General features: G+C 66.0%; 11 protein-coding genes. 1 reads left to right on the forward strand and 10 read right to left on the reverse strand.

All coding sequences use genetic code 11. The features are described 5' to 3' along the window. Positions 1 to 73: 73 nt before the first annotated feature. From QC821_RS09600 to QC821_RS09610, 3 genes are read right to left on the reverse strand one after another with little or no spacing between them, the layout of a single operon-like run. Positions 74 to 1,570, reverse strand: a complete 1,497-nt coding sequence (locus QC821_RS09600; protein ID WP_309720249.1) for an aldehyde dehydrogenase — start codon at positions 1,568 to 1,570, stop codon at positions 74 to 76. Further along, complete coding sequence (locus QC821_RS09605; protein ID WP_309720253.1) at positions 1,567 to 2,949, reverse strand: aspartate aminotransferase family protein; 1,383 nt, start codon at positions 2,947 to 2,949, stop codon at positions 1,567 to 1,569. Before QC821_RS09605 ends, QC821_RS09600 begins: the two co-directional genes overlap by 4 nt. A 20-nt stretch (positions 2,950 to 2,969) precedes the next feature. Further along, on the reverse strand, positions 2,970 to 3,746 hold the full coding sequence (locus QC821_RS09610; RefSeq protein WP_309720256.1) for a gamma-glutamyl-gamma-aminobutyrate hydrolase family protein: 777 nt from the start codon (positions 3,744 to 3,746) through the stop codon (positions 2,970 to 2,972). 267 nt (positions 3,747 to 4,013) lie between these two features. Between QC821_RS09610 and QC821_RS09615 the strand changes: the two genes are divergently transcribed. Then, complete coding sequence (locus QC821_RS09615; protein WP_309720259.1) at positions 4,014 to 5,393, forward strand: glutamine synthetase family protein; 1,380 nt, start codon at positions 4,014 to 4,016, stop codon at positions 5,391 to 5,393. An 80-nt stretch (positions 5,394 to 5,473) separates the two neighbouring features. Here the strand turns inward: QC821_RS09615 and QC821_RS09620 are convergent, their stop codons facing one another. The 7 genes from QC821_RS09620 to QC821_RS09650 all read right to left on the reverse strand — a co-directional run bounded on the left by QC821_RS09620 (position 5,474) and on the right by QC821_RS09650 (position 13,435). After that, positions 5,474 to 6,019, reverse strand: coding sequence for a glycine zipper 2TM domain-containing protein (locus QC821_RS09620; RefSeq protein ID WP_309720262.1), 546 nt, complete (start codon positions 6,017 to 6,019; stop codon positions 5,474 to 5,476). 237 nt (positions 6,020 to 6,256) lie between these two features. Further along, a complete protein-coding gene (locus QC821_RS09625; protein WP_309720264.1) occupies positions 6,257 to 7,546 on the reverse strand; it encodes an NAD(P)/FAD-dependent oxidoreductase in 1,290 nt (429 codons plus the stop codon). Between the two features lie 352 nt (positions 7,547 to 7,898). Then, on the reverse strand, positions 7,899 to 8,729 hold the full coding sequence (locus QC821_RS09630; protein WP_309720267.1) for an ABC transporter permease subunit: 831 nt from the start codon (positions 8,727 to 8,729) through the stop codon (positions 7,899 to 7,901). A gap of 2 nt (positions 8,730 to 8,731) precedes the next feature. Continuing rightward, positions 8,732 to 9,643 carry an ABC transporter permease subunit gene (locus QC821_RS09635; RefSeq protein ID WP_309720270.1) on the reverse strand — a complete coding sequence of 304 codons (912 nt, stop codon included), beginning with the start codon at positions 9,641 to 9,643 and terminating at the stop codon, positions 8,732 to 8,734. Positions 9,644 to 9,657: 14 nt separating this feature from the next. Continuing rightward, positions 9,658 to 10,794 carry a polyamine ABC transporter ATP-binding protein gene (gene potA / locus QC821_RS09640; RefSeq protein ID WP_309720272.1) on the reverse strand — a complete coding sequence of 379 codons (1,137 nt, stop codon included), beginning with the start codon at positions 10,792 to 10,794 and terminating at the stop codon, positions 9,658 to 9,660. Between the two features lie 66 nt (positions 10,795 to 10,860). Continuing rightward, positions 10,861 to 11,964 (reverse strand): polyamine ABC transporter substrate-binding protein, encoded by a 1,104-nt coding sequence (locus QC821_RS09645; RefSeq protein ID WP_309720274.1) that lies wholly within the window; start codon positions 11,962 to 11,964, stop codon positions 10,861 to 10,863. Between the two features lie 124 nt (positions 11,965 to 12,088). Continuing rightward, on the reverse strand, positions 12,089 to 13,435 hold the full coding sequence (locus tag QC821_RS09650; RefSeq protein ID WP_309720276.1) for a glutamine synthetase family protein: 1,347 nt from the start codon (positions 13,433 to 13,435) through the stop codon (positions 12,089 to 12,091). Between the last annotated feature and the right edge of the window lie 22 nt (positions 13,436 to 13,457).

Below are 13,457 nucleotides of genomic sequence, written 5' to 3' on the forward strand. Positions count from 1 at the left end.
CCCCGCCGGCACATTCGCCTACGAGGCCGAGCTCATGGTAGCACGCCGCGGCGCCAAAACACTGGTCAAATCATCAGCTATCCAGCGAGATCCATACGCTCTTCAGCGAGGAGTATTCGGCCAGCGAGTGATGCGACTTGTCGCGCCCGTTGCCGGACTGCTTGACTCCGCCGAAGGGCATGCTCTGGTCGCCTCCGGCCCAGTTGTTGACGAACACCTGGCCGGACTGCAGGCGCCGGGTGACGCGCATGATGCGGTCGATGTCCTGGCTCCACAGCCCCGCGGCCAGGCCGTAGTCACTGTCATTGGCCATGGCCACGGCCTGCTCCTCGGTGTCGAAGCCGAACACCGCCAGCACCGGCCCGAAGATCTCCTCGCGGCCGATGGCCATCTCAGGCGTCACCCCTTCGAATACCGTCGGCGCGATGAAGTAGCCGGGACGCTCCAGGGCCGCACCGCCGCCGCGCAGCTGGGCGCCCTCCTCGACGCCCTGACGGATGTAGTCGAGAATGCGCCGATGCTGGGTCTCGTCGACGATGGCGCCCATGAAGCTGTCGGGGTCCAGCGGGTCGCCAGGCTGCATGCGCTCGGCGGCGGCCAGCACCTTGTCGACGAACGCCTCGCGTATCGAGTTCTCCACCAGCAGCCGCGAACCGGCGATGCACACCTCGCCCTGGTTGTGGAAGATCGCCGCCGCCGCGTGCTCGGCCACCGCCTCGAGGTGCTTGCAGTCGGCGAACACCAGGTTGGGGCTCTTGCCGCCGCACTCCAGGTAGACGCGCTTGAGGTTCGACTCGCCGGCATACTGCATCAGCTGCTTGCCGACCTGGGTCGAGCCGGTGAAGGCCAGGCAGTCGACGCCCATGGACAGCGCCAGCGCACGGCCCACGGTGTGGCCGAAGCCCGGCAGCACCTGGAACACGCCGCGCGGCAGACCCGCCTCCCGGGCCAGCTGGGCAAGGCGCAGCGCCGACAGCGGCGACTTCTCGGAGGGCTTGAGGATCACGCTGTTGCCGGCGGCCAGCGCCGGGGCGATCTTCCAGGCGGTCATCATCAGCGGGAAGTTCCACGGCACGATCGACGCCACCACCCCGAGCGGCTCGCGCAGCACCAGGCCCAGGCTCTCCTCGCCGGTGGGCGCCACCTCGCCATAGAGCTTGTCGATGGACTCGGCCTGGTGGCGCAGGCAGCCGATGGCGCCGGCCATATCGCCCAGCGCACTCGATACCGGCTTGCCCATGTCGAGGGTATCCAGCAGCGCCAGCTCGTGCTTGTGGGCCGCCATCAGGTCCGCCAGGCGCAGCAGCACCGCCTTGCGCTTGCCCGGCGCCAGCCGCGACCACTCGCCGCGTTCGAAGGCGGCGCGGGCGTGCTCGACCGCCAGCTCGGCGTCGGCGGCATCGCAGCTGGCCACCTCGGCCAGGGTCTCGCCGGTGGCCGGGTTGACGCTGGCAAAGGTCTCGCCGCTGACGGCATCGACGAACTGGTCGTCGACGAAGGCGCGGGTCTCGAAGGTCAGCGAGGCGGCCAGCGCCTGCCACTCGGCCAGGGTAGTGGGACGGGTGCTCATGCCAGGGTCTCCTGCAATGGGGGTGTCGGGGTGTTGGCCAGGCGCCGCGCGGTCTCGTCCAGCGCCGCGCGGGCCTTGTCCACCAGTTCGTCGATCTCATGGTGAGCGATCACCAGCGGCGGCGAAATGATCATGGTATCGCCTACCGAGCGCATCACCAGCCCGCTGGCGAAGCAGATGTCGCGGCACAGGTTGCCCGCGCCCAGCGACTTGTCGAAGCGCTCGCCGGTGGCCGGATCGATCAGCTCCAGGGCGCCGATCAGGCCCAGCGAACGCGCCTCACCAACCAGCGGGTGCGCGGCGAGCTCGGTCCAGCGCCGGGACAGATAGGGGCCGAGATCATTGCGCACCCGCTCGATGATACCCTCGCTCTCCATCAGTTCGAGGTTCTTGAGCGCCACGGCGGCGCAGGCCGGATGCCCCGAGTAGGTGAAGCCGTGGAAGAACTCGCCGCCCTCCTCGATCAGCGTCTCGGCGACCCGGTCGCCGACCAGCACTCCGCCAATCGGCAGGTAGCCCGACGACAACCCCTTGGCGATCGGCATCAGGTCCGGCTCGAGGCCGTAGTGCACGCTACCGAACCACTCGCCGAGGCGCCCGAAGCCGCAGATCACCTCATCGACCACCAGCAGGATATCGTACTTGTCGAGCACCGCCTTGACCGCCGGCCAGTAGCTCTCGGGGGGAATGATCGCGCCCCCGGCGCCCTGCACCGGCTCGGCGATAAAGGCTGCTACCCGCTCTTCACCGAGGGCCAGGATTTTCTCTTCCAGGGCCGCGGCGCACTCGCGGCCGAAGGCCTCGGGGTCCTGACCGTCCGCCTCGCCGAACCAGTAGGGCTGGCGAATATGGCAGATGCCCGGCACCAGCGGCCCGCCCTGGGCATGCATCGGTGCCATGCCGCCGAGGCTCATGCCGGCCACGGTGGAGCCGTGATAGGCGTTATCGCGGGCAATCACCAGCTGCTTGTCGGGCCGCCCCTTGAGCGCCCAGTAGCGGCGCACCATGCGCAGCACGGTGTCGTTGGCCTCGGAGCCCGAGCCGGTGAAGAACACCCGGTTGATATGCCCCGGCGCCAGCCGGCACAGCGTCTCGGCCAGCTTCACCGCCGGCGGATGGGTGGTCTTGAAGAAGCTGTTGTAGTAGGGCAGCTCGCGCAGCTGCCGGGTGGCGGCGTCAACCAGCTCCTCGCGACCGTAGCCGAGGTTGACGCACCACAGCCCGGCCATGCCGTCGAGGATACGGTTACCCTGGTCGTCGACGATATACACGCCCTGAGCGCTGACGATGACGCGGCTGCCCTCTTCGCCGAGCGCCTTGAAGTCGCTGAAGGGGTGCAGGTAGTGGGCGCGGTCGAGCGCCTGGAGATCATGGGTCATGGTGCTATTTCCTCAGCGTGTCAGGCGTCGATCAGCATGGCGGCGCCACGACGCTCCGCGGCCCGCTCGCGGCAGGCCGCGGCGAAGCCGTGAAACAGGGCGTCGTAGAGAGGATGCTGGGCGGGCTGCCACTCGGGGTGCCACTGCACCGCCAGGGCGAAGCGCCGCGCGCCCTCCACCGACAGCGCCTCGATCACCCCATCCGGCGCCACTGCCTCGGCGCGCAGCCCCAGCCCCAGCTCGGCCACGCCCTGCTGATGCAGCGAGTTGACGCGACTCTCCGGCGAAGTATGCAGCTCCGCCAGCGTGCCACCGGGCAGGATCGTCAGATCGTGGCTCGGCGCATACTGGCTCGCCTTGTCGCCCTCTGGTTCGCGGTGATCGAGCAGCCCCGGCACCGTCTGAAGCGCCTGATACAGGGTGCCGCCGAAGGCCACGTTGATCTCCTGGAAACCGCGACAGATGCCGAATAGCGGCATCCCCAGGTCCAGCGCAGCAGGAATCCAGGCAAGCGCCGCGGCATCACGATGCAGGTCGCCGCGGGTATTCTGCGGGGCCGGCTCGGCACCATAGCGGGCCGGCGCCACATTGGTGTAACTGCCGGTCAGCAGCAGGCCGTCGAGCTCAGCGAGCAAGCTCGCCTCCAGGCCGCCGCCATCTTCCCACACCGGCAGCACCAGCGGGGCAAGCCCATAGTCGCGCAGCGCCTGGAGATACTTATCGGTGACCATGTGCGCGGGGTGGCCTTCTACCTCGCGGCGACAGGCAATGACCCCGACCAGCGGTCGACTGGACATACACGACTCCTTGCTACTCGCTAATAGGGCCCTACACAGGGCCAGGGCTGTTATGCTTTGTTAAACATTACATGCCATACACGTCGCTGCCAACCCTCCACCCCGACTCGGCAATTACGTCAAAACCGCCGAAAAATAGCCCTAAAACAGGCCCTATCAAGCGACGAACGCAAATGGCATGGGCAAGCCACTAGCCGTAAATAATTTGACAACACCCGCGCCGGTCGGAAAAGATGACCCCATGACTCCAACTACAAGGGACTCCCCATGTCGGTGACCGCGTCTGCTGGCGAGGCCGAGACCTTTCTCGAGCGCCATCCCGATATCGACAGTGTCGACCTGCTGATCAGCGACCTCAACGGGGTGATGCGCGGCAAGCGCATCCCGCGCGACAATCTGACCAAGGCCTTCAGTGCCGGCATCAACCTGCCCGCCTCACTGTTCGCCCTCGATATCAACGGCAACACCATCGAGGAGACCGGCCTGGGGCTGTCCAGCGGCGACGGCGATCGCATCTGCCGCCCGGTGGAAGGCACCCTGAAACCCTGCCCCTGGCTGCGCAAGGGGCGTCAGGGCCAGCTGCTGATGACCATGTTCGACGCCGACGGCAGCGGCTTCTTTGCCGACCCGCGTCAGGTACTGCAGCGGGTGCTGGGGCGTTTCACCGCCGCCGGCCTGACCCCGGTGGTTGCCGTGGAGCTGGAGTTCTACCTGGTCGACCGCAGCCGCGACGCCCTCGGCTCCGCCCAGCCGCCCTGCTCACCGACCACCGGCGAACGCGCCTCCCAGAGCCAGCTCTACTCGATCAACGAGCTCGACGAGTACGCCGAGTTTCTCGAGGACATCCAGGCCGCCGCCGCCGCCCAGCAGCTGCCGCTGGATACCGCCCTCAAGGAGTGCGCCCCCGGCCAGTTCGAAATCAATCTGACCCACTGTGACGACGTGCTCAAGGCCTGCGACAGCTCGGTGCTGCTCAAGCGTTTGATCAAGGGGGTGGCCATCCAGCACGGCTTCGAGGCCACCTTCATGGCCAAGCCCTACGGCGACGAGGCCGGCAACGGCACCCACGTCCACATCAGCCTGCTCGACGCCCACGGCCGCAACGTCTTCGCCGCCGCGGATGACGATCCGCTGGGTACCCCGGCGCTGGGGCACGCCGTCGCCGGGCTGCTGGCCCTGATGCCGGCGTCGATGGCGATCTTCGCCCCCAACATCAACTCCTTCCGGCGCTTCCAGCCGGGGCTCTACGTGCCCATGGCGCCGACCTGGGGCTACGACAACCGCTCGGTGGCGGTGCGCATTCCCTCCGGCCCCAATACCGCGCGGCGCATCGAGCATCGCGTGGCCGGCGCCGACGTCAATCCCTACCTGCTGCTGGCAACGCTGCTGGCCTCCATCGATCACGGCCTGCGCCAGCAGCTGACCCCGCCGCCGCCGATCGAGGGCAACGCCTACGACCAGTGCGAGCCGAGCCTGACCAATAGCTGGCAGCAGGCGCTGACCCTGCTCGGCGAGGACGAGGTGCTCACCGAGGCCCTCGGCGAGCAGTTCCTGCACGTCTACCTGGCCAACCGCCAGGCCGAGCGCGACCAGGCGATGCAGGCGGTCAGCCAGCTTGAGTATGACTGGTACCTGCGCCAGGTCTAGGCGCGTCCGAAAACACCCCAAAAAAAACGACACCGCCCGCGCCAATCGGCGCGGGCGGTGTTGCGTAGTAGAGTTTCCTCTTAGCCTTCGCGGACATTCCACTGCGGCACCCCATCCTGCATCAGCACCTGATTGCCTTGCGGGGCATCCTCGAGGCGTACGCTGTAGACACGATCCTCGAAGCGGTACTCGACGTCGTACCCCTCATGCTCTTCGCGGGTGTCGACCACGGTGTTGCACTGCCGCTGGGTGGTGGTCCGGCCCTGGTTGGCCTCGACCCGGCCCTGGACTTCGCGGCCGGCCAGACCGCCGCCGACGGCGCCGGCCACGGTGGCCAGCTTCTTGCCACTGCCACCGCCAACCTGGTTACCCAGCACGCCGCCGACCACCGCGCCGGCGGCGGTGCCGAGCAGACGGTTGGGGTCGCGGCTCGGCGCCTGCTGATGCACCACCACGTCTTCGCAGACCTCTCGGGGGGTCTCGACGCTGCGGGTTACCGCGTCGACGCTCAAGATATCGGCGTAGGTCGGCTCACGGTCGAAGGTCTGCACCTGATAGGCGCCTACCGCCAGGCCACCCAGGCCCAGCACCGCCAAGGTCGACCCGATCACGATTGACTTGTTCATTACTGCCTCCTGATGTCTCTCGACTTGGCGTTGGCCGGACCGCCATGGCGGCCCGGAAGAAGTTCCAGGTCGTCGACTCCGGGCAATGTGCTGCTGACCGGCTCGCCTCCTGCAAGCGCTGGCCAGCGCGATGCGATAGTCAGAGTATAGTTCGTGAACGGTGTTCGACAGCCGTTCTGACGGGGTTCAACAATGCTTTCATAATCCCCATGCGGCGTCGCTCGATGGAGACAGCGCTCAACCTCCCAGGCGATCGCGCAGCGAGTAATACCACGCCCCCAGCGCCGACAGCGGCACCCGCAGCAGCCGCCCGCCGGGGAACGGCAGGTGTGGCAGGCCGGCGAAGGCGTCGAAGCGCTCGCCCTCGCCTTCGATGACCTCGGCGATCAAGCGCCCGGCCAGGTGGCTGCAGGTCACGCCGTGTCCGGAGTAACCCTGGGCGTAGTAGACGTTGGCGTTGAGCCGGCCGAACTGCGGCAGGCGATTGAGCGTCATCAGGAAGTTGCCGCTCCAGGCGTAGTCGATCTTGACGTCGCCGAGCTCGGGAAAGGTCTTGATCAGCTTGGGGCGGATCACCGCCTCGATGCTGGCGGGGTCCTGGCCGCCGTAGCTGACGCCGCCGCCATACAGCAGCCGGCCGTCGCCGGTCAGGCGGTAGTAGTCGAGCAGGTAGTTGCAGTCCTCCACCGCCATGTCGTTGGGCAGCAGCGCTCGGCCACGCTCGCCGAGGGGCTCGGTGGTGACGATCTGGGTGCCGCAGGGCATCGACTTGCCTTCCAGCTCGGGTACCACGCCCTGCAGGTAGGCGTTGCCGGCCAGCACCACGCGTTGGGCCACGACGCTACCCTCCGGGGTGCGCAGCCGCGCCGGCTCGCCTTGGGTGAGCTCGAGCAGCGGCGACTGCTCATAGAGGGTACCGCCGAGCGCCTCGAAGGCCGCCGCCTGGCCGAGCACCAGATTGAGCGGATGCAGGTGCCCGCCGGAGTGGTCGACCAGCGCGCCGACGTAGCGCTCGCTTTGCACCTCGCGCTTGAGTGCCTCACCCTCGAGCAGTTCCAGCTCGCGGTTGCCGTAGCGCTGCCACAGCGCCTGATGCTCGCGCAGCCCCTCCATCTGGCGAGCGTTGCAGGCGGCGAACAGGTTGCCGTTCTTGAGATCGCAGTCGATAGCGTACTGCTCGATGCGCGAGCGGATGATGCGGTTGCCCTCGAAGGCCATGTCGCCCAGGGCGCGGGCGGTGTCGAGGCCGTACTTGGTCTCGATGACATCCATGTCACGGCTGTAGCTGTTGACGATCTGGCCGCCGTTGCGCCCCGAGGCGCCAAACCCCACCCGCGCCGCCTCCAGCACCACCACCTTGTAGCCGCGCTCGGCGAGATGCAGCGCCGACGAGATGCCGGTGAAGCCGGCCCCCACCACGCACACGTCGCAGCTTACCTCGCCGCTGAGGCTGGGTCGTTCGGGGCCGGCATTGGCCGTGGCGGCATAGTAGGACGCCACGTGCGGGGTGGCAGGCCTCTGGGTCATAAGTCATCTCCAAATCGTGTATAGGCGATAGATAGTTTGCCTTGGCGCCACTCACTTAGGTGGGAGCGAAGTCATTCGCGATTGCAGCGCGTAGCGCTGCCCTCCGTCCCATGGCAAGCAACCCCATCGCGATTGAAATCGCTCCCACTTTGCCTTGGCGCCATTCGCTTATGTGGGAGCGAATTTATTCGCGATTGCAGCGCGTAGCGCTGCCATGCGCCCCATGGCAAGCAACCCCATCGCGATTGAAATCGCCCCCACCTTTTTCCTTGCCGCCTCTCGCTTATGTGGGAGCGAATTCATTCGCGATTGCAGCGCGTAGCGCTGCCATTCGTCCCATGGCGAGGGCGGATCAGCCGGCGTCCTGCTGCGCCATGGCCATGCGCCGCTTGTTCTCACTGCGGCGCATGAAGTACCAGGCCAGGAAGGTCGCCAGCGACACCGTCAGGATGATCAAGGTGGCCAGGGCATTGATCTTCGGCGAAACCCCCATGCGCACCGAGGAGAACACCACCATCGGCAGGGTACTGGCGCCGGGGCCGGAGACGAAGCTGGCGATCACCAGGTCGTCCAGCGACAGGGTGAAGGCCAGCAGCCAGCCGGCGGCCAGCGCCGGAGCGATCATCGGCAGGGTGATCTGGAAGAAGGTCTTGAGCGGCGGCGAACCCAGATCCAGCGCCGCCTCCTCGATCGACAGATCCACCTCGCGCAGCCGCGATGCCACCACCACCGCCACATAGGCGCTGCAGAAGGTGGTATGCGCGATCCAGATGGTGACCATGCCGCGGTCCGCCGGCCAGCCGATCATCTGCGCCATGTGCACGAACAACAGCAGCAGCGACAGGCCGGTAATCACCTCGGGCATTACCAGCGGCGCGGTGACCATGCTCGACAGCGCAGTCTTGCCACGAAAGCGCGTGAAGCGGGTCATGACGAAGGCCGCCATGGTGCCCAGGCACACCGCCATGGTCGCCGAGAAGAAGGCGATGCGCAGGCTGGTCCACACCGCCGCCAGGATCTGGCGATCGCGGAACAGCTCGATGTACCAGCGCCCCGAGAACCCCGCCCACACCGTCACCAACCGCGACGAGTTGAACGAGTAAAACATCAGGATCGCCATCGGCAGGTACAGGAACAACAGCCCAGCAATCAGCATCAGCGTGGTAAAGGATGGCTTCTTCATGGTCACTCCTTCAGCTCACGGCTCTGATAGCGATGGAACAGCGCGATGGGGATGATCAGGATCGCCAGCATCACCATCGCCAGCGCCGAGGCCACCGGCCAGTCACGGTTGTGGAAGAACTCCTCCCACAGCACCTTGCCGATCATCACCGTATTGGGCCCGCCCAGCAGTTCGGGAATCACGTACTCGCCCACCGCGGGGATGAATACCAGCATCGAGCCGGCGATGATGCCGCCCTTGGAGAGCGGCAGGGTCACCTTGAGGAAGGTGTTGAACTTGCGCGAACCGAGGTCCGACGCCGCTTCCAGCAGCGAGCCGTCGAGCCGCGACAGGTTGGCGTAGAGCGGCAGGATCATGAACGGCAGGTAGGCGTAGACGATGCCCAGGATCACCGCGAAGTTGGTGTTCATCATGCGAATCGGTGAGTCAATCAACCCCAGCCACAGCAGGCCGTTGTTGATCAGGCCGTTGTTGCTGAGAATCCCCATCCAGGCGTAGACGCGGATCAGAAACGAGGTCCATGACGGCAGCATCACCAGCAGCAGCAATACCAGCTGCCAGCGCGCCGGCGCACGTGCCATGGCGTAGGCCATCGGGTAGCCGATCAGCAGGCAAAGCAGCGTCGAGAGGAAGGCGATCTTGACCGAGCCCCAGTAGGCAGCGACATACAGGGTATCGGTGGTCAGGAACAGGTAGTTGCCGAAGTTCAGCGCGATGTTCAGCGTCTCGGCGCTGTAGTCGAAGATCGCGCTGTAGGGCGGCACCGAGATCGCTGCATCGGAGAGGCTGATCTTGAGCACGATGCCGAACGGCAGCAGGAAGAACAGCGTCAGCCACAGCAGCGGCGCGGCGATCACCCAGCCACGACCGGGGCGCAGCGCACGCGGCAATCGCGCTAGCAGTGAAGACTTCATGGTTCGCTCCTCACTCAGTCGCGCAGCACCACGGCACTGCGGTCGTCCCAGTGGATGTAGACGCTGTCGTCCCAGGTGGGGCGCTCGCCGCGACGCTCGGTGTTGGCCAGGCTGGCCTTTACCAGGTGGCCCTGCTCGGTGCGCACGAAGTACACCGAAAAACCGCCCAGATAGGCGATATCCTCGACCTTGCCCGCCGCCCAGTTGTAGTCGCCGCTTGGGCGCTCTCGGCTCAGCCCGGTCTTCTCGGGGCGAATCCCGGCCCACACCCGGCGGTTGTCGGCCTCGGTGCTGACGCCGTGGCTGATGTAGATCTGGCGCCCCAGCTGAGGGCTGTCGATCACGCAGTGGTCCGCCTCATCGGCGACGATATCGCCCTCGAACAGGTTCATGGTGCCGACGAACTCCGCCACCATGCGGCTCGCCGGACTCTCGTAGACGTCCATCGGCGAGCCGACCTGGGCGATCCAGCCATCGGCCATGATCGCCACGCGGTCGGCCATGGTCATGGCCTCCTCCTGGTCGTGGGTGACCATGATGCAGGTCACCCCGACCCGCTCGAGGATCTCCACCACCTCGAGCTGCATCTCGGTGCGCAGCTTCTTGTCCAGCGCACCCATGGGTTCGTCGAGCAGCAGCAGCTTGGGCCGCTTGGCCAGCGAACGCGCCAGCGCCACGCGCTGGCGCTGGCCGCCGGACAGCTGGTGCGGCTTGCGCTTGGCGAAGCGCTCCATGTGCACCAGCTTGAGCATCTCGGCCACGCGCGAGTCGATCTCCTGGCGCGGCAGCTTGTCCTGCTTGAGGCCGAAGGCGATGTTCTGCGCCACCGTCATGTGCGGAAACAGCGCATAGGACTGGAACATCATATTGATCGGGCGCTCATAGGGCGCCATCTTGGTGATGTCCTCACCGTCGAGCAGCACCTGCCCTTCACTGGGCTTCTCGAATCCTGCCAGTATGCGCAGCAGCGTCGACTTGCCTGACCCCGAGCCGCCGAGCAGCGCAAAGATCTCGCCGCGACGGATGCTCAGGTTGACGTCGTCCACCGCCAGCGCGCCGTCGAAGCGCTTGCTCACACGACGAATATCGACCAGGGCGTCTTCATCGAGACGCCGATGATGGGCCTGTTCCAGGCTCTGGGATTGCGGCATCGTCAAGCCCCCGAGTGTATTCGCGAAAGGGAGGCGGCCGGCCCCAGGGCCGGCCGCGGTTCGGGGTTACTGACCGGACTTGACGCGGTTCCAGATCCGCGTGCGCATGCGCTGGACGGCGAGCGGCTTCTCTTCCGCCACGTAGAGGTTGTCCATCACCTCCTGGTCGGGGTAGACCGCCGGATCATTGAGGATCTCGGGGTCGAGGTACTCGTTGGCGGCCAGGTTGGGGTTGGCGTAGACCACGTACTCGGTGATCGCGGCGGCGATCTCCGGCTCGAGGATGAAGTTGATGAAGGCGTGGGCATTCTCAGGATTCGGCGCGTCGGAGGGAATCGCCATCATGTCGAACCACAGCGCCGCGCCCTCCTTGGGAATGCTGTACTCGATGGTGAAGTCGCGACCCGCCTCGGCGGCACGGTCGGCGGCCTGGAAGATATCGCCGGAGTAGCCGGCGGCCACGCAGATATCGCCGTTGGCCAGGTCCGAGATATACCGCGAGGAGTGGAAGTAGGTGATGTTGTCGCGCACCGCGGCGATCAGTTCACCGGCGGCCTCGAGGTCCTCACTCTCTTCGGAGAGCGGCGACAGGCCCAGGTAGGCCATGGCCGGTGATAGCATCTCGTCGCCGGAGTCGAGCATCGAGATGCCGCAGCCGCCCTGGTTGAGGGCGGTGGTGATCTCGGGGTCGAAGATAAGCGCCCAGGAGTCCAGCGGCGCATCGTCGCCGAGGATCTCGGTCACCCGCTCGAGGTTGTAGCCGATGCCGTTGGTGCCCCACATGTAGGGGATCGAGTACTGACTGCCCGGATCGACATACTCCAGATCATCCATCAGGTCGGGATTGAGGTTGACCATGTTGGGGATCTGGTCGTGGTCCAGCTCCATGTACACGCCGGCACTGATCTGACGCGTCAGATAGTGGTTGGAGGGCACCACCACGTCGTAGCCGGAGCGTCCCGAGAGCAGCGCCGCTTCCAGCACCTCGTTGCTGTCGTAGACATCGTAGACGACCTCGATCCCGGTCTCCTCGGTGAATCGCTCGAGGGTGTCCTCGGCGATATAATCCGACCAGTTGTAGACCCGCACCTCGTTGGCCTGGGCCGCCGCGGCCGCCAGACCCAGGGTGGCAGCGGCAACCGCTACCGATAGCGTGTGATATCGAAACATCGTGGCACCTCATTCTTCGGATTGTTGTCGTCAGCCTCGGCGGCTGGCACCTGGCTAGCGTATCCGGAGCCCCCGCGAGGGCCGTCAACGCTAGGTTTCACTTACTGCTCGATGATCGGCATGCTCATACGCTCAGCAGCAGGAACTCACGTTCCCAGGAGCTGATCACGCGCTTGAAATTTTCGTTTTCGACCCGCTTCACCGCCACGTAGCCCTGCACGAACTTGCGCCCCATGTACTCCTCCAGCTCGTGGCAGTGCTCCATGCGCTCCAGCGCCTGCTCGAGGGTGAACGGCAGGCGCAGATTGCGCCGCTCGAAGGCGCGCCCCTTGACCGGCGCGCTGGGGGCGATCTGCTTGATCATGCCCATGTAGCCGCACAGCAGGCTGGCCGCTATCGCCAGGTAGACGTTGGCGTCGGCACCCGGCAGGCGGTTCTCGACCCGGCGATTGTGCGGCGAGCTATCCGGCACGCGTAGCCCGCAGGTACGGTTCTCCTCGCCCCACTCGACGTTGACCGGCGCCGAGGTATCGGGCAGGAAGCGGCGGAACGAGTTGACGTTGGGCGCCATCAGCGGCAGCGCCTCGGGGATGTACTTCTGCAGGCCCCCGACGTGCCACAAGAACAGGTCGCTGTGGGTGCCGTCGGCGTTGGCGAACACGCTCTCGCCGCTGGCGATGTCGAGTACGCTCTGGTGCAGGTGCATGGCACTGCCCGGCTCGTTGGTCACCGGCTTGGCCATGAAGGTTGCCGCCACGTCGTGCTTGAGCGCCGCCTCGCGCAGGGTGCGCTTGAACAGGAACACCTGGTCGGCCAGCACCAGCGGGTCGCCGTGACGGAAGTTGATCTCCATCTGCGCGGTGCCCTCTTCGTGGATCAGGGTGTCGATATCCAGCCCCTGCTCCTCGCACCAGTCGTACATGTCCTCGAACAGCGGATCGAACTCGTTGGCGGCGTCGATGGAGAACGACTGGCGGCCGGTCTCCTGGCGCCCGCTGCGGCCGATCGGCGGCTGCAGCGGCAGGTCCGGATCCTCGCAGCGCTTGGTCAGGTAGAACTCCATCTCCGGGGCCACTACCGGCTGCCAGCCCTGGTCGGCGTAGAGCCTGAGGATCTTCTTCAACTGGTTGCGCGGCGACAGCTCGATGGGATTGCCCTGCTTGTCGAAGCAGTCGTGGATCACCTGGGCGGTGGGTTCCAGGGCCCAGGGTACCGGGTAGGCGGCGCTGATATCGGGCTTGCAGATCATGTCGATATCGGCAGGATCGAGCAGCGAATAGTAGATGTCGTCCTCGACGTAGTCGCCGGTCACGGTCTGCAGCAGCACGCTCTCGGGAAGACGCATGCCCTTCTCGGCAACGAACTTTGAGACCGGCGCGATCTTGCCGCGGGCGATGCCGGTGATGTCGCTGACCAGGCACTCGACCTCGGTGATGCGTCGCTCTTTCAGCCAGCTTTCCAGATCTTTCATGGGAACCTCTTGGTGGCTACCG

It is taken from the genome of Franzmannia qiaohouensis, from assembly GCF_031451695.1.
Lineage (GTDB): Bacteria > Pseudomonadota > Gammaproteobacteria > Pseudomonadales > Halomonadaceae > Franzmannia > Franzmannia qiaohouensis.

Excerpts from the sequence above, each read along its gene's own strand:
- QC821_RS09600 (WP_309720249.1), bottom strand. The coding sequence starts at position 1,570 with ATGAGCACCCGTCCCACTACCCTGGCCGAGTGGCAGGCGCTGGCCGCC.
- QC821_RS09605 (WP_309720253.1), bottom strand. The coding sequence starts at position 2,949 with ATGACCCATGATCTCCAGGCGCTCGACCGCGCCCACTACCTGCACCCC.
- QC821_RS09610 (WP_309720256.1), bottom strand. The coding sequence starts at position 3,746 with ATGTCCAGTCGACCGCTGGTCGGGGTCATTGCCTGTCGCCGCGAGGTA.
- QC821_RS09615 (WP_309720259.1), top strand. The coding sequence starts at position 4,014 with ATGTCGGTGACCGCGTCTGCTGGCGAGGCCGAGACCTTTCTCGAGCGC.
- QC821_RS09620 (WP_309720262.1), bottom strand. The coding sequence starts at position 6,019 with ATGAACAAGTCAATCGTGATCGGGTCGACCTTGGCGGTGCTGGGCCTG.
- QC821_RS09625 (WP_309720264.1), bottom strand. The coding sequence starts at position 7,546 with ATGACCCAGAGGCCTGCCACCCCGCACGTGGCGTCCTACTATGCCGCC.
- QC821_RS09630 (WP_309720267.1), bottom strand. The coding sequence starts at position 8,729 with ATGAAGAAGCCATCCTTTACCACGCTGATGCTGATTGCTGGGCTGTTG.
- QC821_RS09635 (WP_309720270.1), bottom strand. The coding sequence starts at position 9,643 with ATGAAGTCTTCACTGCTAGCGCGATTGCCGCGTGCGCTGCGCCCCGGT.
- potA (WP_309720272.1), bottom strand. The coding sequence starts at position 10,794 with ATGCCGCAATCCCAGAGCCTGGAACAGGCCCATCATCGGCGTCTCGAT.
- QC821_RS09645 (WP_309720274.1), bottom strand. The coding sequence starts at position 11,964 with ATGTTTCGATATCACACGCTATCGGTAGCGGTTGCCGCTGCCACCCTG.
- QC821_RS09650 (WP_309720276.1), bottom strand. The coding sequence starts at position 13,435 with ATGAAAGATCTGGAAAGCTGGCTGAAAGAGCGACGCATCACCGAGGTC.